This window comes from Sphingomonas sp. ASY06-1R, from assembly GCF_052180265.1.
GTDB lineage: Bacteria > Pseudomonadota > Alphaproteobacteria > Sphingomonadales > Sphingomonadaceae > Sphingomonas_I.
This window is the reverse complement of sequence record NZ_CP197464.1, coordinates 1,962,329-1,985,949: the sequence shown is the minus strand read 5'-3', so window position 1 is coordinate 1,985,949 and position 23,621 is coordinate 1,962,329. Positions and strand designations below refer to the sequence as shown.

Annotated in this window: 22 protein-coding genes and 1 riboswitch; of the genes, 13 read left to right on the top strand and 9 right to left on the bottom strand. The window is 61.8% G+C overall.

Going from position 1 to position 23,621, the window contains the following annotated elements; translation table 11 throughout:
- Positions 1–3: 3 nt before the first annotated feature.
- The 10 genes from metG to ACSBM8_RS09565 all read left to right on the top strand — a co-directional run bounded on the left by metG (position 4) and on the right by ACSBM8_RS09565 (position 13,029).
- Positions 4–1,521 (top strand): methionine--tRNA ligase, encoded by a 1,518-nt coding sequence (metG, locus tag ACSBM8_RS09610; RefSeq protein WP_442681397.1) that lies wholly within the window; start codon positions 4–6, stop codon positions 1,519–1,521.
- Positions 1,521–2,297, top strand: a complete 777-nt coding sequence (locus ACSBM8_RS09605) for a TatD family hydrolase (protein WP_442681396.1) — start codon at positions 1,521–1,523, stop codon at positions 2,295–2,297. Before metG ends, ACSBM8_RS09605 begins: the two co-directional genes overlap by 1 nt.
- Positions 2,294–3,061 (top strand): MBL fold metallo-hydrolase, encoded by a 768-nt coding sequence (locus ACSBM8_RS09600; protein WP_442681395.1) that lies wholly within the window; start codon positions 2,294–2,296, stop codon positions 3,059–3,061. The genes ACSBM8_RS09605 and ACSBM8_RS09600 overlap by 4 nt, the downstream gene beginning before the upstream one ends.
- A 59-nt stretch (positions 3,062–3,120) precedes the next feature.
- Entirely contained in the window at positions 3,121–3,693 is a 573-nt protein-coding gene (locus ACSBM8_RS09595) for a retropepsin-like aspartic protease family protein (protein WP_442681394.1), read from the top strand.
- Between the two features lie 269 nt (positions 3,694–3,962).
- Positions 3,963–6,071, top strand: coding sequence for a TonB-dependent receptor (locus ACSBM8_RS09590; RefSeq protein ID WP_442681393.1), 2,109 nt, complete (start codon positions 3,963–3,965; stop codon positions 6,069–6,071).
- A complete protein-coding gene (modA, locus tag ACSBM8_RS09585) occupies positions 6,068–6,880 on the top strand; it encodes a molybdate ABC transporter substrate-binding protein (protein WP_442681392.1) in 813 nt (270 codons plus the stop codon). The genes ACSBM8_RS09590 and modA overlap by 4 nt, the downstream gene beginning before the upstream one ends.
- Before the next feature lie 60 nt (positions 6,881–6,940).
- A riboswitch (yybP-ykoY riboswitch) is annotated at positions 6,941–7,085 on the top strand.
- 16 nt (positions 7,086–7,101) lie between these two features.
- Complete coding sequence (locus ACSBM8_RS09580) at positions 7,102–8,109, top strand: sodium:calcium antiporter (protein ID WP_442681391.1); 1,008 nt, start codon at positions 7,102–7,104, stop codon at positions 8,107–8,109.
- 38 nt (positions 8,110–8,147) lie between these two features.
- A complete protein-coding gene (locus ACSBM8_RS09575; protein WP_442681390.1) occupies positions 8,148–9,392 on the top strand; it encodes a putative DNA modification/repair radical SAM protein in 1,245 nt (414 codons plus the stop codon).
- Positions 9,393–9,654: 262 nt separating this feature from the next.
- On the top strand, positions 9,655–11,052 hold the full coding sequence (locus ACSBM8_RS09570; protein ID WP_442681389.1) for a UdgX family uracil-DNA binding protein: 1,398 nt from the start codon (positions 9,655–9,657) through the stop codon (positions 11,050–11,052).
- 39 nt (positions 11,053–11,091) lie between these two features.
- A complete protein-coding gene (locus ACSBM8_RS09565; protein WP_442681388.1) occupies positions 11,092–13,029 on the top strand; it encodes an OPT family oligopeptide transporter in 1,938 nt (645 codons plus the stop codon).
- On the opposite strand, the gene ACSBM8_RS09560 is transcribed toward ACSBM8_RS09565, so the two are convergent.
- From ACSBM8_RS09560 to uvrC, 3 genes are all read right to left on the bottom strand, one after another.
- Entirely contained in the window at positions 13,024–13,839 is an 816-nt protein-coding gene (locus ACSBM8_RS09560) for an aldo/keto reductase (RefSeq protein ID WP_442681387.1), read from the bottom strand. The genes ACSBM8_RS09565 and ACSBM8_RS09560 overlap by 6 nt on opposite strands.
- 97 nt (positions 13,840–13,936) lie before the next feature.
- Positions 13,937–14,668 (bottom strand): DNA repair protein RecO, encoded by a 732-nt coding sequence (recO, locus tag ACSBM8_RS09555; RefSeq protein WP_442681386.1) that lies wholly within the window; start codon positions 14,666–14,668, stop codon positions 13,937–13,939.
- A gap of 32 nt (positions 14,669–14,700) precedes the next feature.
- Complete coding sequence (gene uvrC / locus ACSBM8_RS09550; RefSeq protein ID WP_442681385.1) at positions 14,701–16,641, bottom strand: excinuclease ABC subunit UvrC; 1,941 nt, start codon at positions 16,639–16,641, stop codon at positions 14,701–14,703.
- 50 nt (positions 16,642–16,691) lie between these two features.
- Here uvrC and ACSBM8_RS09545 point away from each other — a divergent pair, with 50 nt between their 5' ends.
- Positions 16,692–17,222 (top strand): DUF4337 family protein, encoded by a 531-nt coding sequence (locus ACSBM8_RS09545; protein ID WP_442681384.1) that lies wholly within the window; start codon positions 16,692–16,694, stop codon positions 17,220–17,222.
- Positions 17,223–17,252: 30 nt separating this feature from the next.
- Here the strand turns inward: ACSBM8_RS09545 and ACSBM8_RS09540 are convergent, their stop codons facing one another.
- Genes ACSBM8_RS09540 through ACSBM8_RS09520 form a run of 5 tightly spaced genes read right to left on the bottom strand, consistent with a single transcriptional unit; the run spans position 17,253 to position 19,801 of the window.
- On the bottom strand, positions 17,253–17,807 hold the full coding sequence (locus ACSBM8_RS09540) for a F0F1 ATP synthase subunit B family protein (protein WP_442681383.1): 555 nt from the start codon (positions 17,805–17,807) through the stop codon (positions 17,253–17,255).
- Positions 17,808–17,819: 12 nt separating this feature from the next.
- Positions 17,820–18,308 carry a F0F1 ATP synthase subunit B family protein gene (locus ACSBM8_RS09535; protein WP_442681382.1) on the bottom strand — a complete coding sequence of 163 codons (489 nt, stop codon included), beginning with the start codon at positions 18,306–18,308 and terminating at the stop codon, positions 17,820–17,822.
- A gap of 60 nt (positions 18,309–18,368) precedes the next feature.
- A complete protein-coding gene (locus ACSBM8_RS09530; protein WP_116089728.1) occupies positions 18,369–18,599 on the bottom strand; it encodes a F0F1 ATP synthase subunit C in 231 nt (76 codons plus the stop codon).
- Positions 18,600–18,629: 30 nt separating this feature from the next.
- Positions 18,630–19,418, bottom strand: coding sequence for a F0F1 ATP synthase subunit A (locus ACSBM8_RS09525; protein WP_442681381.1), 789 nt, complete (start codon positions 19,416–19,418; stop codon positions 18,630–18,632).
- Between the two features lie 35 nt (positions 19,419–19,453).
- A complete protein-coding gene (locus tag ACSBM8_RS09520; protein WP_442681380.1) occupies positions 19,454–19,801 on the bottom strand; it encodes an AtpZ/AtpI family protein in 348 nt (115 codons plus the stop codon).
- A gap of 143 nt (positions 19,802–19,944) precedes the next feature.
- On the opposite strand from ACSBM8_RS09520, the gene radC reads away from it, so the two are divergent.
- The gene (gene radC, locus ACSBM8_RS09515; RefSeq protein WP_442681379.1) at positions 19,945–20,631 is read left to right on the top strand and encodes a RadC family protein; all 687 of its coding nucleotides are present in this window, start codon (positions 19,945–19,947) and stop codon (positions 20,629–20,631) included.
- 66 nt (positions 20,632–20,697) lie between these two features.
- Complete coding sequence (purB, locus tag ACSBM8_RS09510; protein ID WP_442681378.1) at positions 20,698–22,008, top strand: adenylosuccinate lyase; 1,311 nt, start codon at positions 20,698–20,700, stop codon at positions 22,006–22,008.
- Between the two features lie 97 nt (positions 22,009–22,105).
- Here purB and pgmG read toward each other — a convergent pair whose 3' ends face one another.
- Complete coding sequence (gene pgmG, locus ACSBM8_RS09505; RefSeq protein WP_442681377.1) at positions 22,106–23,488, bottom strand: phosphoglucomutase/phosphomannomutase PgmG; 1,383 nt, start codon at positions 23,486–23,488, stop codon at positions 22,106–22,108.
- Between the last annotated feature and the right edge of the window lie 133 nt (positions 23,489–23,621).

Genomic DNA, 23,621 nt, shown 5'->3' with positions numbered 1-23,621 from the left:
GCTATGGCCGAGCCTTTCTATATCACCACCGCAATTTCTTATCCCAATGGTCGACCACATATCGGCCATGCCTATGAGGCGATCGCCGCCGATGCCATCGCGCGTTACCGGCGGATGCAGGGGCGTGACGTCTTCTTCATGACGGGAACGGACGAGCATGGCCTGAAAATGGCGCAGGCTGCCAAGGCACGCGATCTCACGCCTAAAGCCCTCGCCGACGAAATGTCGGGGTATTTTCGGGCGATGGACGACGCTCTCAATATTTCGTTCGATCGCTTCATCCGTACGACCGAGCCCGATCATTATGCCGCCAGCCAGGCAATCTGGCGGGCGATGCAGGCCAATGGCGATATTTATCTCGGCCGTTACGAGGGCTGGTATTCGGTTCGCGACGAAGCCTTTTACGACGAAAAGGAACTGATCGAGGGGGACGGCGGCGCAAAGCTTTCGCCGCAAGGCACACCGGTGGAATGGACGGTAGAGGAGAGCTGGTTCTTCCGTCTGTCGGCCTATGCCGACCGTCTTCTGGCCCACTATGAGGCGCATCCTGATTTCATCCGTCCGGAAGGACGCCGCAACGAGGTAACAAGTTTCGTTCGCGGCGGACTTTCGGACCTGTCGATCTCACGCACCAGCTTCGATTGGGGGGTGCCGGTGCCGGATGCGCCCGGCCATGTCATGTATGTCTGGGTCGATGCGCTGACGAACTACCTGACGGGCGCTGGCTATCCGGGCGAAGGCGGTGCGGGGTTTGCCCGCTGGCCAGCCGATCTGCATATCATCGGCAAAGATATCGTGCGGTTTCACGCCATATATTGGCCCGCCTTTCTGATGTCCGCCGGGCTGCCGCTGCCGAAGCAGGTGTTCGGTCATGGCTTTCTGCTCAACAAGGGCGAGAAGATGTCCAAGTCGGTCGGCAACGTTGTCGATCCGATCGATATGGCCACGACTTATGGCGTCGACCAGTTGCGCTATTTCCTGCTGCGTGAAGTCAGCTTCGGGCAGGACGGCAGCTATAGCCATGACGCGATCGTCACCCGGTGCAATGCCGATCTTGCCAACGGCTTGGGTAATCTCGCGCAACGATGCCTGTCGATCATCGCGAAAAACGCCGGCGGTATCGTGCCGGAACCAGGCCCGGCGGATGATCAGCTCGGATTGGCGGCGCTGCTGGATCGCGTTGACGCTGCGATGGAGGATCTCGCCCTTAATCGCGCGCTGGAGATCGTTTGGGACGGTGTGGCGCTCGCCAATCGGTATTTTGCCGATATGGCGCCCTGGTCGCTACGCAAGGAAGATCCGGCGATGGCGGATGGCGTGCTATACTGGACCGCGGAGGCGGTTCGGATCCTTGCGATCCTCGCCCGCTGGGCCATCCCGAAAAGTGCGGATGAGCTGCTCGACCTCCTTGGACAGGATGCAACGGCGCGGGATTTCAGCGCATTGCGTCAACCGATCGTTCCTGGCACGCTTTTGCCGGCGCCTCAGGGCGTGTTCCCGCGATGGGTTGAGCCGGCCTGATGCTGATCGATAGCCACTGCCACCTCAATTATAAGGGCCTCGTCGAGGAGCAGGCGGCCGTATTGGCGCGCGCACGGGCGCGCGGTGTGACCGGCATGCTGAACATTTCGACGCGTGAGCGCGAGTGGGGGGACATCATCGCCACCGCGGAGCGAGAACCCGATGTCTGGGCATCGGTCGGCATCCACCCGCACGAGGCGGACGAGCATCCGGACGTGGATGCAGCCAAGCTGATTGAGGCCGCGCAGCATCCCAAAGTCATCGGGATCGGCGAGACCGGCCTGGACTATTTCTACGATCATTCGGATCGCACTCAACAGCGCCGCAGCTTTCGGGCGCATATCGCCGCAGCGCGCGAAACCGGGCTGCCCTTGATCGTGCACACGCGCGAAGCCGAAGCTGACACAGCGGCGATCATCGCGGACGAAATGGGGAAGGGGGCCTTTCCTGCCCTGATTCATTGCTTCACGGCCAGCGCCGGTTTCGCGGAAGACATGCTGAAACTCGGCCTTTACATCTCGATCGCAGGCATCGTGACGTTCAAGAATGCGCGCGACTTGCAGGAGACCGTATCGCGGCTCCCGATCGATCGTATGCTGATCGAGACGGATGCGCCGTTCCTTGCCCCCGTGCCCCATCGCGGCAAGGTGGGCGAGCCCGCGTTTGTCGCCGATACCGCCGCCTTCATCGCCAATCTGCGAGGGGCAGATGTTGCCGATCTCACCGCACAGACAGCCAATAATTTCCTGAGGTTATTTACGAAAGCGCAGGCGTGAAGCTAACAATCCTGGGCTGCGGCACCTCATCGGGTGTGCCGCGGATCGGTGGGGATTGGGGCGCATGCGATCCGAGCGATCCGCGCAACCGGCGGACACGCGCGGCTATCCTGGTACAGAGCACCACCACCACCATCCTCGTAGACACTGGGCCGGATATGCGCGAGCAACTGCTCGCCGCCAATGTCGGTGTCGTTGATGCGGTGTTGTGGACGCACGAACATGCCGATCATACGCATGGCATCGACGATCTGCGTCAGGTCTTTCACCTGACCCACATGCCTGTTCCGGGCTATGCCCGCCAGCGGACGCATGATTTGCTGGAGACGCGGTTCGGATATGTTTTCCATGGGCGCGGTGGCTATCCGCCCACGGCCAGGCTTCACGTGCTGGACGACGATATCGTGGTTGGCGACATCCGTGTGCGCACCGTCGACCAGCCCCATGGTGGCATAACCTCGGCAGGGTTTCGCTTCGATGTCGCACAAGCGTCCGCTGCGTATTCCACGGATTTTCATAATCTTACCGATGATATGCAGAATCTGTTCAGAGGAGTCGATCTCTGGATTGTCGACGCATTGCGACACGCGCCGCATCCAACGCATGCGGATCTCGCGACCACGCTTGCGGCGGTCGATCGGGTCAGTCCCAAGCGAGCCATCCTGACCCATATGGATCAGTCCATGGACTATGCCACCTTGGCGGCCGAGCTTCCGAAGGGGGTCGAGCCGGGCTTCGACGGCCTTCAGGCGGCTCTTTTATGAGCGGGACTGGCCCTGATATCGCTTTCTATCTGCTGGCCTTGATACTGCCATTGTCCGCTTTGCTCGCCCGGCGCATGCCGTGGCGCAAAGCGCTCGGACTGGCCGGCATATGGTTCGCGATCTTCCTCATATTGTTCCTGATCGTGGGCGCGAGCAAAAGCATGCCCGGCGACATCTGGTCGCGCGTCGCATCGCTGTTCCGTGATGATGAACAGCAGGTCACCGGCGGGATGGTGCGCCTGGAGATGGCGGCCGACGGTCATTTCTGGGCGACGGGGTCCATTAACGGCGTCTCGCGTCGCATGCTGGTCGACAGCGGCGCAACGACGACCTCGCTAAGCTTGGACACGGCAAAAGCGGCCGGGCTGGATCTGGAGCAAAGCCCGTTTCCGGTGCAGCTCGACACCGCCAACGGCATGGTGATGGCAAAGACATCAAGTGTGGACCGGCTCGTGATCGGTTCGATCGACGCGCGCGACCTCCGCGTCGTCGTGTCGGAGCAGTTCGGGAACACCGACGTCCTCGGCATGAATTTTCTCTCGCGCCTTGGTTCATGGCGGGTGGAAGGTCGAACGCTGATGCTAAGCCCGAAAGGCGCAGAACCGGTAAGCACGTCCGAGACCAAATCCTAATTTAACATAATATATATTATCAGGTTGGGATATTTGCCAGCCTCGATACTAACGAGACGTCTCGGCCACGCCAGCCTACCCCATATCAAGATGGCGCCTCATTCGTTGTGCGTCGACGCGCTCGGAGCGAGCGATACAGTGACGTGCCAAGCCTCGATGGGCCAGAGCCAAACAGAAAGCGGCTCGGGCCTCGGTTTCGAGTGTGGTGCTCACGCCATGGCGTTCAAGCAAACACTTCCAGACTATATCCGTCCGTATATAGTGATCGGATGATGAATCGCACTTTCTGGGCCGTCGGCACCGTTACCGTGGTCGCCGGCGCTCCTGCTCTTGCCGCGGCCCAAGAGCAGGCCGACGCACCCGACATCGTCGTCAACGGCCTTTTGCCCGCATCGGGCGACACCTATCGCACCGAGCGGGTGGACGTCGGCCCGCTCGGTTCGCGTCGGCTGCTCGATACGCCCTACTCGATCAGCGTCGTGCCGGTGAACCTCGCCGAAAACCAGCAGTTGCAGAACGTTCGCGAGCTGTTCCGCTATATCCCTTCCGTCCAGGGCGAAAACATCCGCCCGCAGTCGCGCGGTCTTCAAGCCGGCGTCGTACAGAATACCCGGATCGACGGTTTGAACATCGCGGCGACGACCGATTATGCGATCGAGCAGTTTGACAGGATCGAAGTTCTCAACGGGCTGGCGGGCGCCTTCTACGGTCCGGCGAGCCCGGCCGGAACATTCAACTACGTCCTGAAGCGGCCGACGGAACGAGCGCTTTCCGCTCTGAAGTTCGGCTACACCAGCGACGGCAACATCCTCGCGCAGGTCGACCTCAGTCGCCGCACCGGCCTGATTGCGGCGCGTGTGAACCTGCTCAGTCAGGACGGACAGACCTTCGCCGACGTGAGCAATCTGCGCCGCAAGCTCGCGAGCGCCGCCATCGACATCCAACCTGCCGCTCGCACGCGAGTCGAGTTGAACGCCAGCTACTACCGCTACACCGCCACGGGCTTTCCAGGGAACTTCGCCTTCGCCGCCGGCGTGCCGTTTCCGAAGGATCTCGATCCCCGCCGCGAGGGGTATGGGCTTGGTTGGGCGGGAGACGACAATATGACCAAGCTTGCGAGCGGCCGGCTGTTCCAGGGTCTGGGCGATGGGTGGGAGTTGATGGCGGGCGTGTTGGCGATGAGCAACGACCGCGCATCGACCGTGCCGACTCTCACTGTCACCAGTCCGAACGGCACGTATCGAGCGACGACAGTGAACACGACCTTCAGCTTCGACCGCGTGGTGAGCAACGTCGCGGCGCTGCGCGGGACCATATACGCTGCGGGACTGCGTCACGAGATTTCCATCGGTACCACGGGCTTCACGTGGCAGCGCTACACGCCCTTCCGGACCGGTGCGATCACGCTCGGCACGGCCAACCTTGCGGCACCTGTCGCATTCGGCGAACCCGCCCTCCCCGACTTCCGCGATCGATATCGATCCCAGACCACCCGTCAGCAGGCGCTGAGCATCGGCGACACTGTCTCGCTGACCGATCAATTCTCGTTGCAGGCCGCATTGAGCCAGAGCTGGATCACTGCCCGCAACATTAACCGCAGCGGTGCCGTGACGTCACGCTACAGTGACGATGGGCTGAGCCCGGCCGCCAGCATCATCTTCAAGCCGCAAGACCGGATGACCGCCTATTTGACCTATGCCAGCAGCCTCCAGCAAGGCGACGCCGCGCCTACGGGCGCCGCCAACGCTGGAGAGACATTGGCGCCCTATCGAAGCACGCAGTGGGAGGCGGGATACAAGGTCGATCTCGACCGCATCCGGCTGGTCCTCGCCCTATATAAGATCCGCCGCCCATACGCGTTCGTTGGCAAGGAAAATGTCTTCGCGGCGCGCGGCCGTCAGCACAATCGAGGCGCGGAACTCACCGTCAACGGACGCGTCGGAGAAAATTTGAACCTGTTCGGCGGTGTCGCACTGCTGGATGCCAAGCTGTTCGACACCGGCTCCGCCGAGACGAGCGATCGCCAGATCCTGGGGCTGCCGAAGCGGTCCTTGAACCTGCTCGCCGAGTATCGCCTGCCAATGTGGCGGGAGGTTACGGTCACCGCCGACGTGAGTCACGTGAGCCGCCGCCCGACCGATTTTCGAAATACGCAGTCTGTCGATCCCTACACCTTGCTCGACGTCGGCCTGCGATACCAGGTCAAGGTCGGCGAACAGGCCATGGCGCTGCGCCTAACAGTCAATAACCTCTTCGACGAACGCTATTGGGCGAACGTCTCGCCGACCGGCCAAAACGGCTACAATAGCGTCGATAATGGAACGGGAACGCTGGGCGCGCCGCGCAACGTCCGCCTATCGCTGCAGGTGGCATTGTGATCCGGGCCCTGCTGGTCGCCGCGTCGACGATGTCGGTGAGCGCCGCTCCTGCCGTGCCGGTCGCTCCGCCTCTGGTCGTCTATGCCGCTGGTAGCGCCACCGGGGTTCTCCGGGCCATGCTCGACGCCTACACCGCCGAAACCGGCGAACCGGTAACCCTGCGAACCGGACCTGCCGGTCTCCTGCGCGAGCAGATCGAGGCAGGAAGCAAGGTCGACCTTTTCGTGTCCGCGAACATGGAACATCCACAGCGGCTCAGAGACGAAGGACTTGCCGGGCCGGTCGCGGCGTTCGCCCGCAATAGCCTATGCGTATCGGCCCTGCCGCAGGTCGGTCTCACACGCGATAATCTTCTGGATCGGCTGCTCGATCCAAAGGTGCGCATCGGAACCTCGACCCCGGGTGCCGATCCGGGCGGCGACTATGCGCAGCGGTTTTTCGCGAATGCCGATGCGGTGCGTCCGGGCGCGACGGCAGTGCTAAAGGGCAAGGCAAAAGCGATCGTGGGCAGCCGCATTGAGGAACCGGCCGCTGCGAAGGCCGGCAATGCAGCTGACGGCATGATCAGCCGGAATGTTGACGTTTCAATAGGCTATTGCAGCAGCCGAACGACCAAAGCCGATCCGAGCGTTGTGAAAGTGCCGGTTGCTGCCAGATTATCGGAGCAGATCATCTATGGCATGACGGTCGTCACCACCTCCAGGGACAACGTCCGCATCGAGACCGCAGGGAGGCTTGCTCAGTTCCTGCGAAGCGCGCGGGCTCAGACGCTGCTGTCCAAATATGGCTTCGGCTCAGCAGGGGAATAAGCTCGCGACAGCCTTTGCCAATATTTGACGTTTTGCGATCCGTCTGCCAGAGTGCGCCTTCCCTTGGGGAGTAGCCGCCCGCACCAGCGGGGTTTCCGTCAACATGCTCGGCCCCAGGCCGTGGCGGAAACAGCTAGCGCTTGGCGAGACCATGGATCGGCGGGTGCCCGGGTCGGCACATTGCCGGTTCATGCATGTCTCCCTCGGCCCGGGATGTTTAAATGCCCGCCCTATATCTGCATTTGGCGCTGCTCATTGGATCGGCAATTGCCATCTATTTCTCGTGCGAATTGTTCGTAAACGGGGTCGAATGGGTCGGGCGCAAGCTTGCTGTCGGCCAAAAGGCGACGGGCTCGATCCTAGCGGCATTCGGCACCGCACTTCCGGAAAGTGTCGTCACGCTGGTCGCGGTTGCCTTCGGCGCCAATGCGGCAACGAAGGCGCTCGGCGTGGGCGCCGCGCTCGGCGGCCCACTGGCTCTCGCGACGATCGGCTATGCCACCGTAGGCATCGTGCTGTTGGCCAAACGGCAAAATCTCGCCAAGACGCCCGAAAACTGCCGCTGCTTTCGACACCTCGCGCGCGATCAAGGCTGGTTTCTCACTCTGTTCGCGGCGAAGATTACGCTGGGCCTGATTGCCTTCGTCTGGAAGCCGTGGCTGGGCCTGGTCTTTCTCGGGGCTTATGCTCTGTATGTCCGCAAGGAAATGACGGGCGACGCGGCCGCCGACGAAGGTGAAACGGAAGCTTTGACGTTCGCGCCGACCAGCCCCGTTCCGGGCACGGGCATCGCACTTTTTCAGACGCTGCTTGCGCTCGCGGTCATCTTCATTGCCTCGCGCCTGTTCGTCTCGCAGCTGGAGGCGTTGGGCCCTGCCCTGGGCCTGCCGCCTCAATTATTGGCATTACTGTTGAGCCCGATCGCTACGGAACTGCCCGAAACGATGAATGCGATCATCTGGGTCCGGCAAGGCAAATATCGTCTGGCCCTCGCCAATATTTCCGGCGCCATGATGATCCAAACCACCATTCCCACCGCGTTCGCCTTGTTCTGGACGCCGTGGCTCCTTGACGCTCCCCTGATCCTTGCCGCCGGCGTGACCGCAATGGCGGTGGCGATCATGTTCGTTGCCTTTGGCCGCGGCGTCGTATCCCGCCGGCTGCTTGCGGCGATGGGCTTTTTATATCTGGTTTTTGTTGCGCTGCTTCTCGTGCTTCACCTGGGATAGACGTTGCCATATGCCGTTCAGGAACATATAAGGAACGGATGGCGCAGCTTGATACTCGGGAGAAACTTGCGATCCTCGCGGATGCCGCAAAATATGATGCATCCTGCGCCTCTTCGGGCACGTCGAAGCGATCGTCGCGAGATGGTAAAGGTCTGGGATCGACCGACGGCGGAATGGGCATCTGCCATGCTTACGCGCCCGATGGACGGTGCATTTCACTACTAAAAATATTGCTGACCAACAGCTGTATCTTCGATTGTCATTATTGCATTAATCGTAAAAGCTCTAACGTCCGGCGAGCGCGTTTTACAGTCGCCGAAGTTGTCAATCTTACCCTATCCTTCTACCGCCGTAACTATATCGAAGGATTGTTTCTTTCATCCGGGATAATCCGGTCGTCGGATTATACCATGGAGCAGATGGTCGAAGTTGTACGTCAGCTACGCGAAGACCATCATTTTCGTGGATATATTCATCTCAAGACCATCCCCGATGCTGATCCCGCATTGGTGCGACAGGCGGGGCTGTACGCCGATCGACTGTCCATCAATGTGGAGCTTCCTACTGAAAGCGGCCTTAAGCGGCTGGCACCTGAAAAGTCGGGTCCGCGCATTGCCGGGGCGATGGGCGATCTGAAAAGCGCGATTGAAGACGGGCAGGATGCCCGGAAGCGTTATCGATCAGCGCCCAAATTTGCGCCTGCGGGCCAGTCTACGCAGATGATCGTGGGAGCGGACAGCGCAAATGATCGCGACATCATTGGCAGCGCATGCCGATTATATGATCGCTACCGCCTGAAGCGGGTTTATTATTCGGCGTTCAGCCCCATTCCGGACGCCAGCGCTATTTTGCCTTTGAAGCGCCCTCCCCTTATTCGTGAGCACCGACTGTATCAATCCGATTGGATGATGCGTTTTTATGGTTTTGCGGCCGACGAAGTAGCAGCCGCAGCCGGTGACGATGGAATGTTGCCGCTTGAAATGGATCCAAAACTTGCCTGGGCATTGAAATTTCGCGATCTTTTTCCGATCGATGTGAACCGTGCAACTAAAGAGATGCTGTTGCGTGTCCCAGGGCTGGGGGTCAAAGCGGTCTCGGCCATCCTTAGCTCGCGACGGACCCATGCTTTGCGGTTGGGCGATATTGCGCGCCTTACCGTCTCCGTGAAAAAGATACGCCCTTTCATCGTGGCGGCAGATTGGAAGCCGGTCATTCTCGCGGACAGTCTTTTGCATCCGCCGGCGCCCTCGCCGAAGACTCAATTTGAACTATTCGGCGCATGAACTGCGTTTCGCAGATGCATTATAAGCACGCGAGTTACGCCCCCTTTTTGCTACCATTCCTGCCAGGAACGGCTATGTTGCTCTGCGACAGAGATGAGCGAGGGGCGTTCTATGTCGACGTTGTTGGGCGTACTGGCCATGATATATGGCGGTTCCGTAATCATCGCCTTGGGGGGCGGTGTAGTCTGGATGATGTCCTCCGGATCGCGCGATGTGACAGGCGAAAATCCCGAAGCGCAGTAATAGGGCATGAGCGCGGGTGATGCATGTCGCCACCCTCGCGACAGAGGATGATTTCGAAGGCTGGCGCGATTCGGCGCGGAAGTTCGCTTCACTGAAAGTGTCGGCGGGCGCGATTGTCTGGCAGGTCGGCGACGCGGTGGGCGATCTTCTTGCTGCGACGGCCGATCCTGTCCCGCTGGTCGATGTAGCGCTCCCCTTCTCGGTGCCGCGCCCCTTTGTGGATCTGTCGCGGATGGCTATCCGCCATTCGGATCCGGAGCGGTTCGGGCTTCTCTATGCCTTGCTGCTGAAAGTGCGCGACGATCCAAGAGTCCTTCAGGATCAGACCGATCCCCAGGTGCGTCGGATCGAGCTGATGGCGAAAGACGTTCGGCGCGATATCCACAAAATGCGGGCCTTCGTCCGTTTCCGAGAGATTGGCTTCGGGGAGGAGCAGCGCTTCGTCGCCTGGTTCGAACCGTCCCATCATATCGTGCGCGCCAACGCCGCCTTCTTCGTCGACCGCTTTGCGTCGATGCGATGGTCGATACTGACGCCGGATGTCTCGCTTCACTGGGATGGCACGACATTGCGTGAGGCGCCCGGCGCGGCGCGATCAGACGCGCCTGATGGCGATCCGCTCGAGGAGACTTGGAAGACCTATTATGCCTCAATCTTCAATCCGGCCCGGGTGAAGATCGGCGCCATGCTGAAGGAAATGCCGCGTAAATACTGGAAAAATATGCCGGAGACGGCGTTGGTGCCCGGGCTGATTGCCAGTGCCCAGGCGCGGGAGAGTGCGATGGTGACAGCAAGTCGCGATGCTCTTGGCGCGAATGCGACCGTTTCATGGGCGGCGCTTCGGGACGAGGCCATGGGCTGCACGCGCTGCCCGCTTTTCAAGGATGCGACCCAAACCGTGTTCGGTGAAGGACCATTGGACGCGCGATTGATGTTCCTGGGAGAGCAGCCCGGCGATCAGGAGGATCTGGCAGGAAAACCCTTTGTCGGCCCCGCCGGCCAGATGTTCGATCGCGCGCTCGATCAGGCCGGGTTGGACCGCCAGGTCAGCTATATCACGAATGCGGTGAAGCATTTTAAGTATGAGCAGCGCGGCAAACGTCGCATCCACGCCAAACCCAATGGCGGCGAGATCCAGGCGTGCCGCTGGTGGTATGGGCAGGAGCGCGAATTGATCCGGCCGCTCGTTACCGTGGCTATGGGCGCGACGGCGGCGCGGCAGATGCTCGGTAAAGTGGTGACGATCAGCGGCACGCGCGGCATCCCGCATCGTCTGGACGACGGCAGCGAAGGATGGGTGACGATCCACCCCAGCTTTCTGCTGCGCATTCAGGAAAAGGCGGAGGCAGAGGCAGAATATCTTCGCTTCGTAGACGATCTGAAGCGGGTGAAGGAGCGGGTTGCGGCGTTGAGCTGAGCGCTCGACTCCATCCGGGGCATCCGTCTAGGAGGCAGGATGGCCTTGAACCCCGCGTCCCGCCCTCCTGAAATCACCTTACGTGGCATTGCGCTGGGGTGTTTCATCACGTTGCTGTTCACCGCGGCCAATCTTTATCTGGGCCTTAAGGTCGGGCTGACCATCGCCACGTCGATTCCCGCGGCCGTGATCTCGATGGCGCTGCTGCGAAATTTCAGGAATTCCAACATTTTCGAGAATAACATCGTCCAGACGATTGCCAGCGCGGCGGGAACGTTGTCCGCGATTGGCTACGTCCTTCCCGGCCTGGTGATGGTCGGCTGGTGGACGGGCTTCAGTTTCTGGATGACATTCGGAATCTGCGCGATCGGCGGCTTGCTTGGGGTATTGTTCAGCGTACCGCTTCGCCGGGCGCTGGTCACCGGATCCGACCTTCCCTACCCCGAAGGCGTTGCCGCCGCTGCCGTGCTCAAAATCGGCTCTGAGACAGCGGCCGGTGCCGAAGAGAGCAAGGTCGGGTTGCGGGTCATCATCGCCGGCAGCGTCGCCTCCGCCTTCTACTCCGCTGTGGCGGCCACGCAATTGGCCGCATCGGAAGTCAGCAAATGGTTTCGCATCGGACAAGCGGGCACTGGGGTCGATGCGAGCATGTCGTTTGCGCTGATCGGCGCCGGCCATCTGGTTGGATTGACGGTGGGTCTGGCAATTCTGTGGGGACTGATTCTCGGCTATGGGATCATCACCCCCCTCCTCACCTTCCTCGCTGGCACACCAGACGCGGCCGAATATACCTGGGCACATCAGGTGCGCTTCTTCGGCGCCGGCGTCATCGGCGTTGCCGCCTTATGGACGCTGGCCACGCTGATTGTGCCGATCTTTGGCGGGCTTCGGGATTCACTGGCCGCTTCGCGTGCGCGCAAGGCCGGCAATGAATTGCTGGAGATCGAGGAACAGGATCTGCCGGTCGCCGCACTGGGCCTGGGCTTGGTCGCTCTCATCGTCCCCCTGGCACTGGTGCTTTACGAATTCCTGATCGCAGGCCCCCTCGCCCCGCTGGCTTGGCCGTTGGTTGCGTTGGGCATCGTCTATGTGCTCGTCGCCGGTGCGATCGTCGCCGCCGTATGCGGCTACATGGCGGGCCTTATCGGCGCCTCCAACAGCCCGGTTTCGGGCCTTGGTATCCTTGGCGTCGTCGGCGCCGGACTGGTATTGGCGATCCTCGTCCAACCCCACGTGCCTGCGGATGCGGTCAAACATCTTGTCGCTTTCGCGCTGTTCCTGACCGCCTTGATCTTTTCCACGGCGACCATTTCGAACGACAATCTGCAAGATCTGAAAACAGGCCAGCTTGTTGGGGCCACGCCGTGGAAGCAGCAGGTCGCGCTCGTCATCGGCGTCATTGCCGGATCGCTGGTCATTCCGGTGGCGCTCAACCTGCTGAACAAGGCCTATGGCTTTGCGCCCTTGGAGGGAGCCGCGCCGCCCGCGCCGCTGGCCGCGCCCCAGGCGACGTTGATCAGTACGCTCGCCAGGGGCGTGCTGGGCGCCGGCCTGGATTGGCCCATCATCGGGGCCGGGGCCGCAGTCGGTGCGGCATTGATCCTGATCGATGGCCTGCTTGCCCGGCTGGGTTGGCGCCGCGTTCCTCCCCTGGCGGTCGGACTGGGTATCTATCTGCCAATGGGCGCTACGCTTCCGGTTGTGATCGGAGCGGTGATCGGTCGCCTGTATGAGGGCCGGACCAAGACCGAGGTCGCGTCGCGCAACGGCGTCTTGCTCGCGTCCGGCTTCATCGTCGGGGACGGCCTGTTCGGTGTTGCCCTGGCCGGATTGATTGTCGCCACCGGAGGCGGGACTCCCTTAGCCGTGATCGGACAAAGCTTTACAACGCCGGCCATCTTCATCGGGCTCGCGCTGTTCGGCGCGTTGCTGGCCTATCTGTACAGGTGGGTCGCGCGGGTGTCGGCGCGACTATAGCGCGTCGGGGTCCGGCCCGATCCTGCCATCCTGGCGATCCAGCGCGGCGATGGCATGCATGTCGTCTTGATCCAGCGCGAAATCGAAGACGTTCAGATTTTCTTCTTGGCGCGCGCGGCTGGATGACTTGGGAATAACCGTGAGCCCATGTTCGATATGCCAGCGCAGAATGACCTGTGCGGGCGTGCGAGCATGTTTGCGTGCGATCGCCGCGATGGCCGGGTCGGACAGCGCCCCGCCACGACCAAGCGGCGACCAACTGGTCGTGACGATGCCATTTTCGTCATGATAGGCCCGCAGCTCGACCTGCTGAAAATGCGGATGAAGCTCGATCTGATTGACGGCCGGTACGACGCCCGTGTCGTGGATGATCCGTTCCAGGTGCGCCATGGCGAAGTTCGATACGCCGATCGACCGCACACGCCCTTCCTCGCGTAGCTTGATCAGGGCCTTCCAGCTTTCCGCATACAGATCTTGGCGCGGGACCGGCCAGTGGATCAGATAGAGATCGATGACGTCCAGTCCCAACGCGTCATAGCTGGCATCGAACGCCTTCATCGTCCTGTCATAGCCATGGTCGTCGTTGAACAGCTTGGTAGTCACGAAGACATAGCGGTCGGTGGCGCGTATGGCGCGCCCGACACCGGCTTCGTTGCGGTAAAAGGCCGCCGTATCGACCGCCTGATATCCGACATCCAGCGCATCGCGCACCAGACGTTCGGTGTCGTCCGGCGGCACGAGGAATACGCCGTAGCCGAGCTGCGGCATCGATCGGCCATCGTTGAGGCGGATTGTCGGCTGGTCGGTCATGGCTAGGCATCCCGCAAAAGGTGATGATGGGCCAACGCGCGAAGTCCGGATCGGTGCAGTCCATTCGCATAGCGCCCGACATCTCTGCCGATGCGTGTTAGGAAACGGCCCGTTTCAGGCGATCCACCAGCCGTTCACGAGCGGCCAATATGTCGGCAACGCGCCCCTGGAGCAGGTCCCGTTCCAGGAAATGGCCGGTCAATCGCAGCCCGTCCAGGATATCGAACCAGCTGCCCGATCCTCCTTCGATCAGGAAAAGTGGAAGCGGCAAAAGACGGTCGCGATAGGTTTCGCCCGCATGCCGACTGACCGCGCCGCCGCTCTTCGGGCTGACATAACCCAGATCGTCATGGCTGCCCGTGGCGACGCAGGCCGAGAGATCCAGGCCAAAACCCAGCTCCGACAGCAACAACAATTCATAGCGCACCAGCGCGGCGGCCCATCCGCGCGCCGACGGCGCCGCCACCACCGCCGCCAGCATCCCGTCCAGCGCGGCGTAAAGGCGGGGATAGGGCTGCGCTTCGGGCAGGCAACTTGCGGTAAGAGCGGTCGTCCATTCGATTGCGGCGACCGGCAAAGGCTCGCTCAGCATGGAGGCCCGGCTCTCGGTGAGCTCCACCGTCAACGCTGGAAGCTGCTCTTCGGTTCGTGCCCGATAATCCGCCCGGATGAGATTGCCGGGCACTAGGATCGGCCGGAGCCGGCGGGAGCGCCCTCCCCTGACATATCCCGCCAACAGCCCATCCGATGACGTGAGCGCTCGGACGATGGCACCATGTTCACCATGGGACCGGACTGCACAAACGATCGCCTGAGCCTCGACATGCATTCTATCGCGCTCCGCGACCCACGGCCGACATTTCACCCACTGGGGTGGAAATGGTCGTAGATCGCACGCGCCATTGCCGCAGAGACGCCCGGCGCCTTCTGAAGATCTTCCAGGCCCGCGCTCTTGACCGCTTTGGACGTACCAAAATGCATGAGCAGCGCCTTCTTTCGTGCCGGTCCGATCCCCGGCACATCGTCCAGCGGGCTGCTGGTGAAGGCCGCCGCGCGCTTGGTGCGGTGCGCGCCGATGGCAAAACGATGCGCCTCATCGCGCAACCGCTGAAGGTAAAACAGAACCGGCGAGTTCATCGGCAGCATCGACTCGCGTCCATCCGGAAGATGGAAATGTTCGCGCCCCGCATTGCGGTCTGGCCCCTTGGAGATGCCGACCACCGGCACATCATGGACGCCCATCTCCTCCATCGTCTTGTAGACCGCGGAGACCTGCCCCTTGCCGCCGTCAATCAGCAGAAGATCCGGCCATTCACCCGATCGGCGATCCGGATCCTCCCGCTCCAGGCGCGCGAAGCGACGCTCCAGTACCTCACGCATCATCGCGAAGTCGTCGCCTGGCGCCGTCTCGGGCCGCTTGATGTTGAACTTGCGATATTGGCCGTTGCGAAAACCCTCCGGCCCGGCAACCACCATCGCGCCCACCATATTCGTGCCCATGATGTGGCTGTTGTCATAGATTTCGATACGATTTGGGACCGCATCGAGGGCGAAGAGATCGGCAACCTCGCGTAACAATTTCGATTGGGTGGCGCCTTCTGCGAGCCGGCGGTCAAGCGCCTCTTCGGCGTTGCGCGTTGCCTGGGCAAGGAGGCGCCTTTGCTCGCCCCGCTGCGGCACCTTGATTACGACCTTGCGTTCGGCCTTGGCCGTAAGCGCTTCGGCGACCAGTTCCGCTTCCGTCAAAGTGCGATCGATCAGGATCAAGCGTGGCGGCGGTACCTCTTCATAGAATTGCATCATGAAGCTGGTCAGCACCTCGTCCTCGGGGATTTCGGAGGTGTGCGTGGGGAAGAAGGCGCGATGGCCCCAATTCTGACCGCCGCGGATAAAGAAGGCCTGGATGCCGATCTGTCCGGATTTACAGGCGAGCGCGAAGACGTCCGCATCGTCGACGCCCTCGGCGTTGATCGATTGGGTGCCCTGAATGAACGTCAGGGCCTTGAGCCGGTCGCGCAACACCGCCGCAAGCTCAAAGTCCATCATCTCCGCCGCATCCGCCATCTGGGCGCTGAGCCGCTTCTGAACCTGCGTCGATTTGCCGGTCAGGAACGCGGTCGCGTCGGCGACCAGTTCGGCATAATCCTCCTTGCTGATCCGATCCACGCAGGGGGCCGAGCAACGTTTGATCTGATGGAGCAGGCAGGGCCGCGTGCGATTGGAAAAAAAGCTGTCCGTGCAGGACCGTAGCAGGAACAGTTTCTGGAGCGATGTCAGCGTTTTCCGCACGGCGCCCGCCCCTGCGAATGGCCCGAAATATTGGCCTTTCGCCCTTCGTGCGCCGCGATGCAGCTGCGCGCGCGGAAAAGGATGATCCTCCCGCAACAGGATGAAGGGGAAACTCTTATCGTCACGCAGCAGCACGTTATAGGGCGGGCGGAAGCGCTTGATCAGCTGCGCCTCCAGCAGCAGCGCCTCGGCTTCGGTATTAGTTGTCACCACCGTCATGCCGCGGGTTTGCGCGACCATGCGGGTCAGCCGCCGCGGCAGACGTGAAACCTGGGTATAGTTGGCGACGCGATTGCGCAGCGCACGCGCCTTGCCGACGTAGAGAACGTCGCCCCGGACATCGAGCATGCGATAGACGCCCGGGCGGACCGGAAGCGTCTTCAAAACATTGCGGATGGCCGCAATGCCGGTTTCGATATCGGGCGCTCCGGCTCCGCCTGCCTCGCCGCGAACGGCATAGGTCGCTTTCTCTTCGCTAAAACGGTCGCCCAGGTCTTTGGTGGTGTCGCTCACATCCCTGATTTAGGAGCCAAATGTGGATCGCGCCAGCAGTGGAGCAGGCAATGAGTGAAGCACCCGAAATACCGGAAGCCCAGGACAAACGTTTGAACCGCGCCGTTGCCGCCACCGTGGTGGTGCTTTCGGTGATGATGGCGTTGGGCAATATCAAGGACGGGAACATCGTCCAGAACATGCAGGCGGCGCAGGCGACCCAGGTCGATCTGTGGAACGAATATCAAGCCACCCGGCTCAAGCTGCATATGGAAGAAATTGCCGTGGCCAATGGCGGCGCAGATCTACCGCGCGCGCAGGCCGCACTGGCCAAATATACGCGAGAGTCAGCGGCGCTGAAAACGCAGGCACAGGCCGCGAAAGACGATTACGACCATAATAATTACCGCGACGATCAGTTCGATCTGTCGGAGGGTTTCGCCTCGATCGCCCTCGCGACGACCGCGATAGCCGCGCTTGCCGAAACCTGGTGGCTGCTGTTCTTCGGGTGGGGCGCGACGGCGCTGGCTCTACTGTTCAGCGTCGCCGGCTTCGCGCAGCTGCCCGTTCATCCCGACGCGATCATCAGCTTTCTGACGTGACGCGCCGTAGCGAGCGCGTCGTCCAACCCATCAGTTAACGCGCTGGCCCAGATTGGCGATCGTCCGATCGACCAGACCCTTGTCGCTGGCCGCATCCAGGCGGCTCGCGATCAGCGTCGCGGCTGCACGTGCGGCGGCATCCGCCGCCTTGGCGCGCACTTCCGCGATCGCGGTACGCTCGGCGGCGGCGATCTTGTCCTCAGCCATCCGGCTGCGACGCTCGATCAATGACGCGGTATGCTCGCGCGCATCGGCGAGGATGACATCAGCCTCGGCCCGTGCATGCGCGATGATCTGATCGGCCTCGCCCTGTGCGGCGGCGGCCTTCGCCTGATATTCGGCACGCAACGCTTCGGCTTCGGCCCGCAATCTGGAGGCCTCGTCCAGCTGCTGCCGGATCGTGGCAATCTTGTTGTCGAGCGCCCGGCCGATCGCCTTGGGGGCACCCTTCCAGATCAAGATGGCGATTACGACGAGCATGGAAAGCGCCACGAACCCACCGGCGTTGATGCCGAGAAAGGCCATTTCGCCATGTTCGATGGCTTCGGGCTGGACCAAAGTGGTCGCGTTGAGAGGAGCCGTCATCCGATGCAATCCTTACGCGGCCAGAGCCGTTTTTACCGCCGCAGCGGCGTCCTGCTGATCAACCCGCAAACCGGCGACCTTGGCGACGATTTCCTGAACCGCATCGGCAGCGACATTTTCGATTTCGGACAAAGCCGCCGCCTGCTGCGCCTGCAGCTGCGCCTCGGCCGCCGAAACTTTGGCGGCAATGGCGGCATCCGCTGACTTGATCTCCTTTTCGGAAATCGCAGCTGCTTCCGCCTTCGCTTTTGCCGCGGCTACCTGTGCCTCGCTCCGGCTCGTGCCAAGCTTGGTCTGATAGGCATCATCCGCCGCGTCGGCTTCGGCGCGCGCACGCTCGGCAGCGGCGAGATCGCCGCTGATACGGGCGTCACGTTGTTCAACCGTACCCTGGATCTTCGGCAGCATCAGATAGCTGCCGATCAGGATCAATCCGAACACCACCACCAGCCAGAAAAGCTGTGAGGCGTAAATGGACGCGATCTGATCAATCTGAGGCATCGGCTTCCCTTGAAGGCCGTGAAAAAAGTGGGAGGGCGCGGGCGCGCCCTCCCCCGTAGCTTACTTAACGACGAACAGGATCAGGATCGCGATAACGAACGCGATCAGACCCAGAAGTTCGGCGGCCGCGAAGCCGATGAACAGGCGGCCCTGCTGGCCGTCAGCGGCACCCGGATTGCGCAGAGCGCCTTCCAGGAACGAGCCGAAAACGTTGCCCACGCCGAGTGCGGCCATGCCGACACCGATAGCTGCGAGGCCGGCGCCGATCATCTTGGCAGAGGTGACGTCCATGTAGATTTCCCTTCTTAGTATCTGACAAACTTAGTGAAGATTGACCGCGTCGTTGAGGTACAGCGACGTCAACAAAGCGAAAACATAGGCTTGAATGGCGGAGACGAGCAGTTCGAGCGCCGACACGCCGATGATCATGATGAACGAGAGCAAGCTCACGCCGAAGCCGAGGCCGGAGCCGCTGTTGAGACCCTGCACAACGAAGCTGGCGAACACGTCGAGCAGAATGTGCCCGGCGGTCATGGCGACGAAAAGTCGCAGACCAAGGCTGAACGGACGTACCAGGAAGCTCATGAACTCGATCGGCGCGACGAACAGCGCGATCGGGAGCGGCGTCCCATGGGGTACGAACAGCGAAAAGAAATGCAGTCCATGCTTTGCGAAGCCGACCACCAGCACGATGCCGAAGCTGACAAAGGCCAATACCGCGGTGACCGTGATGTGGCTGGTCACGGTGAACGGGTGGAAGCCGGGCACGATGCCGAGCGGAAAAAGGCCGATCAGGTTTGCAAACAGGATGAACATGAAAAGCGAGAAAACGTAGGGCGTGAACTTCTTGCCCTGCGGACCGATGTTCGTGTCCATCATGTTGGAAACGAAACCGGTCATGCCTTCCACCGCAGCCTGCCAGCGGCCGGGCACCAGCTTGCGCTGCATGCCGCCCAACATGAAAAGCCACAGCACAGCCGCCGTGATGACCATGAACAAGGCCGAGTTGGTGAAGCTGATATCATAGCCAAACAGCATCAAGTGCCGGCCGAGCACAGGCTCGACCAGGAACTGATGCATGGGATCGATACCGGATCCTTCAGCCGCCACTCTTCTTAACCCCTGTCATGCGCGAAGCGCCCGGATCACTCCGGACGCTGCTGCGAAATCCGATAGATATTCCGGAAGGCAACGATGATCCCAAGGATCAGCATTACCAACAGGAGCCAGGGCGCCGTGCCGAACAACCGGTCCAAAAACCAGCCGAGCAGCGCACCGCCAGCGGGACCCGCGACCAGCTCGGCCAGAACGCGGCTGCCTTGACGATAGCCCTTGTCGGGCTTGCGTGGCGCCGTTCCTGTCCTTGCCTGTTCGACACCTGCCGCAGCCCTGAGCCGCGCATCCAGCTGAGAGAGCCGGACGTCCCGCCCGGAGTTGCCCCCATCCGGATTATCAGTGCCGATCGGATCCTGCCCGGGTTCGTTTGCTGCCACGCCATCCTCCTGCTGACCCAGTCGATCGGGCCGGCCAAAGGCCGTGCCAGCGGGCGATCCCGTCAGGCGCGGTCCCTTTAGCAGGGGGGGCGAGCGAGTCAACTTTTGGGTGATTTCCCTGTTATTCCCGCTAGCTTCGCAAAATGAGCGATGCCGACCCCGCCACCGATGCCAGCGGCCACCGCGCACGATTGCGCAAGCGGCTGATCGAAGGCGGCAGCGATGCGCTGCTGGATCATGAACTGATCGAATATCTGCTCGCGCTGGCCATCCCGCGACGCGATACCAAGCCGCAGGCACGGGCGCTGCTGGCGGAGTTCGGCAGCCTGGGCGCCGTCTTTAATGCGGATGCCGAATCGCTCGCCCGGGAGGGACTGAGCGAGGGTGCGATCGCCGCAATCAAGATCGCGCAGGCCTCCGCGGTGCGCCTGCTCAAGGGCGACATCGCCGCGCGGCCCGTGATCGGCAGTTGGCAGGCGTTACTGGATTATCTCCATGCCGCGATGGCGCACCGCATGACCGAGAGCGCCCGCGTGCTCCATTTGAATTCGCGCAACATGCTTATTCGGGACGAGCTCGTTTCCGAAGGATCGGTCGATCAAGCGGCGATCTACGTGCGTGAAGTAGCAAGGCGCGCGCTGGAGCTTGGCTCGGCGGCGATCATCCTGGTCCACAACCATCCCAGCGGCGATCCCACCCCTTCCCGCCAGGATATCGCCCTGACCAAGGAGATCGTGTCCGCGCTGAAGCCCTTTGGCATTCAGGTGCATGATCATGTCGTGATCGGTTCTACGGGTCATGCCAGCCTGCGCGCGCTCGGCTTGATCTGACGCCGGATTGAACAGCGCGCGCGTGATTGCTACCGCGCCGCTTCACTCCCAGGCGAAGGCTTTCCTATGATCCCCCGTTATTCGCGCCCCGAGATGGTTGCCATCTGGGAGCCGCAGGCCCGTTTTGGCATCTGGTTCGAGATTGAGGCACACGCAACCGAAGCGCTGGGCGAGCTGGGCGTGGTGCCCAAGAGTGCGGCCAAGGCGCTGTGGGATTGGTGGGCAACCAAGCCGGAGATCGATGTCGCTGCGATCGATGCGATCGAAGCCGTCACCAAGCATGACGTGATCGCTTTCCTGACCTGGGTCGCCGAACAGGTGGGAGACGAGGCGCGCTTCATGCATCAGGGCATGACCTCGTCCGACGTGCTCGACACTTGCTTGTCGGTTCAGCTGGTGCGCGCGTCCGACCTTCTGCTGGCCGATCTCGACCGGCTGCTGGAGGTGCTCAAGCGCCGGGCGTTCGAGCATAAGCTGACGCCGACGATCGGCCGCAGCCACGGCATCCATGCCGAGCCGGTAACGTTCGGGCTCAAGCTGGCCGAGGCCTATGCCGAGTTCAGCCGCAACAAGGCGCGGCTGGTGGCAGCGCGGACCGATATTGCTACCTGCGCCATATCCGGCGCGGTCGGTACTTTCGCCAACATCGATCCGCGGGTTGAAGAGCATGTCGCGGAAAAGATGGGGCTGGCGGTCGAGCCGGTCTCCACCCAGATCATTCCACGCGATCGCCACGCGATGTATTTCGCAACCTTGGGTGTGATCGCCTCGTCGATCGAGCGGCTGGCGGTGGAAATCCGGCATTTGCAACGCACCGAAGTGCTGGAGGCGGAGGAGTATTTCTCGCCGGGCCAGAAGGGTTCGTCGGCGATGCCGCACAAGCGCAATCCGGTCCTGACCGAGAATCTGACCGGCCTTGCCCGCATGATCCGCGGCTATGTCACGCCGGCGTTGGAGAATGTCGCTTTATGGCATGAGCGCGACATCAGCCATTCCTCGGTCGAACGCTATATCGGGCCCGATGCGACGATCACGCTCGACTTCGCGCTCGCGCGGCTAACCGGGGTCATGGACAAATTGCTGGTCTATCCAGCGCGAATGCAGAAGAATCTCGATCGGATGGGCGGGTTGGTCCATTCTCAGCGCGTGCTGCTGGCGCTGACGCAGGCGGGCGTAAGCCGCGAGGATTCCTACCGGCTCGTGCAGCGCAACGCGATGAAGGTGTGGGAGTCCGATGGCGAATTGTCGCTGCTGGAACTGCTCAGGGCCGATCCGGAAGTGACATTGTCGGATGCCGAGCTCGAGGAGAAGTTCGACCTCGGCTACCATTTCCGGCAGGTGGATACGATCTTCGAGCGGGTGTTTGGCAACGCCTGAACGTCGTCGCGATTACGTCAGCTGTACTGCCCAGCTGCGGCCGTGATGGCTTCACCCCGTTGTCGTCGGAGTGAAGCCATCAGCATGTAGCTTTGCCTTAGTGGCCGGCCTGCGGGCCGCGAACCAGGCCGGACAGCGCAAGTTGCTCATCGATCTGCGCAAGCAAACGGTCAAGCCCGGCCTGATCCTTGGCTTCGGCGCGCGCCACGAGCACGTCCTGCGTATTTGAGGCGCGGAGCAGCCACCAACCATCCGCGGTGTTAACGCGGGCCCCGTCGGTACGGTTGACGTCGGCACCGGCGGCCTCGAGCCGGTCCAGCACTTCGTTGACGACCGCAAACTTGCGGCTCTCGTCAACCTGGAAGCGCATTTCCGGTGTGTTGACAAAGGCGGGCATGGCACTCTTGAGCGCGGTCATCGAACCGCCAAGCACGCGCACGGCGCTGATCAGCCGGATCGCGGCATAAAGGGCATCGTCGAAGCCATACCATTCGTGGCGGAAGAAGATGTGGCCCGACATTTCACCCGCCAGCGGGCTATCCGTCTCCTTCATCTTGACCTTGATCAGCGAGTGTCCCGTCTTCCACATCAAGGGGTTGCCGCCCAGCTCTGCGATCCGGTCGTAGAGCGCCTGGCTGGCTTTCACGTCCGCGATAATCGTCGCGCCAGGCTCGGCGCGCAACACGGGCTCGGCCAGGATGGACAGGATCTGGTCGCCCCAGATCACCCTGCCCTCGCCATCGATCGCCCCGATCCGATCCGCGTCGCCGTCGAAAGCGATGCCGAAATCGAGCTTTTTCTCAGCGACCAGCGCCTTCAAGTCGGCGAGGTTTTTCTCCTCGGTCGGATCGGGATGATGGTTGGGGAAACTGCCGTCGATTTCGGTGTATAGCAGGTGATGCTCGCCCGGCAGTTGAGCCACCAGCTTTTCGAGAATGCGGCCGCCGGCGCCATTGCCATTGTCCCAACCGATGCGGAAGGCGCCGCCCGAATAACCGGCCATCAGCCGATCGACGTACAAATCCTCGATATCGTAATCGGTGACCTCGCCCTCGCCTTCTTCCCAATCCCCCTCGGCCGCCATCGTGCCGATCGACTGGATCTGTTCGCCGAAGAAGGGCCCGTGCTGCAGCACCATCTTGAAGCCATTATATTCCGCCGGATTGTGGCTGCCGGTGATCTGGACCGCGCCGTCCACCTCCAGCGTGGCTTCGGCGAAATAGAGCATCGGCGTCGGCCCAATGCCGACACGGACGACATCGACGCCGCTTTCCGTCAGGCCGCGGACCAGTTCGTCACGCAGGCTGGGCGAGGACACGCGCCCGTCCCAACCCACGGCAACGCGAGTGCCGCCGGCGCGACGGACGTGCGAGGCAAAGCCGCGGCCGATGGCATAAGCATCCTCGGTCCCCAGCGTCTTCCCGACAATCCCGCGAATATCATATTCACGCAGCGAGGTCGGATCGAAACGATGGGTCATGCAAAGCTCCTGATGAAGGAAAGAATGGCGTTCGTCATTGCGGCCGCGAAAGGATGAAGCAACCCGTCCGCGCCATCGTGGACCGGATTGCGCCGCCTGCCATATGCGCCCCGCAAGGACATTGTCCCCGATA

Coding starts and splice junctions, on each gene's coding strand:
- metG (WP_442681397.1), top strand. CDS start 4: ATGGCCGAGCCTTTCTATATCACCACCGCAATTTCTTATCCCAATGGT.
- ACSBM8_RS09605 (WP_442681396.1), top strand. CDS start 1,521: ATGCTGATCGATAGCCACTGCCACCTCAATTATAAGGGCCTCGTCGAG.
- ACSBM8_RS09530 (WP_116089728.1), bottom strand. CDS start 18,599: ATGGACGTCACCTCTGCCAAGATGATCGGCGCCGGCCTCGCAGCTATC.
- ACSBM8_RS09540 (WP_442681383.1), bottom strand. CDS start 17,807: ATGACGGCTCCTCTCAACGCGACCACTTTGGTCCAGCCCGAAGCCATC.
- recO (WP_442681386.1), bottom strand. CDS start 14,668: ATGCATGTCGAGGCTCAGGCGATCGTTTGTGCAGTCCGGTCCCATGGT.
- ACSBM8_RS09580 (WP_442681391.1), top strand. CDS start 7,102: ATGCCCGCCCTATATCTGCATTTGGCGCTGCTCATTGGATCGGCAATT.
- ACSBM8_RS09565 (WP_442681388.1), top strand. CDS start 11,092: ATGGCCTTGAACCCCGCGTCCCGCCCTCCTGAAATCACCTTACGTGGC.
- pgmG (WP_442681377.1), bottom strand. CDS start 23,488: ATGACCCATCGTTTCGATCCGACCTCGCTGCGTGAATATGATATTCGC.
- purB (WP_442681378.1), top strand. CDS start 20,698: ATGATCCCCCGTTATTCGCGCCCCGAGATGGTTGCCATCTGGGAGCCG.
- ACSBM8_RS09535 (WP_442681382.1), bottom strand. CDS start 18,308: ATGCCTCAGATTGATCAGATCGCGTCCATTTACGCCTCACAGCTTTTC.
- ACSBM8_RS09590 (WP_442681393.1), top strand. CDS start 3,963: ATGATGAATCGCACTTTCTGGGCCGTCGGCACCGTTACCGTGGTCGCC.
- ACSBM8_RS09545 (WP_442681384.1), top strand. CDS start 16,692: ATGAGTGAAGCACCCGAAATACCGGAAGCCCAGGACAAACGTTTGAAC.
- ACSBM8_RS09575 (WP_442681390.1), top strand. CDS start 8,148: ATGGCGCAGCTTGATACTCGGGAGAAACTTGCGATCCTCGCGGATGCC.
- radC (WP_442681379.1), top strand. CDS start 19,945: ATGAGCGATGCCGACCCCGCCACCGATGCCAGCGGCCACCGCGCACGA.
- ACSBM8_RS09560 (WP_442681387.1), bottom strand. CDS start 13,839: ATGACCGACCAGCCGACAATCCGCCTCAACGATGGCCGATCGATGCCG.
- ACSBM8_RS09570 (WP_442681389.1), top strand. CDS start 9,655: ATGCATGTCGCCACCCTCGCGACAGAGGATGATTTCGAAGGCTGGCGC.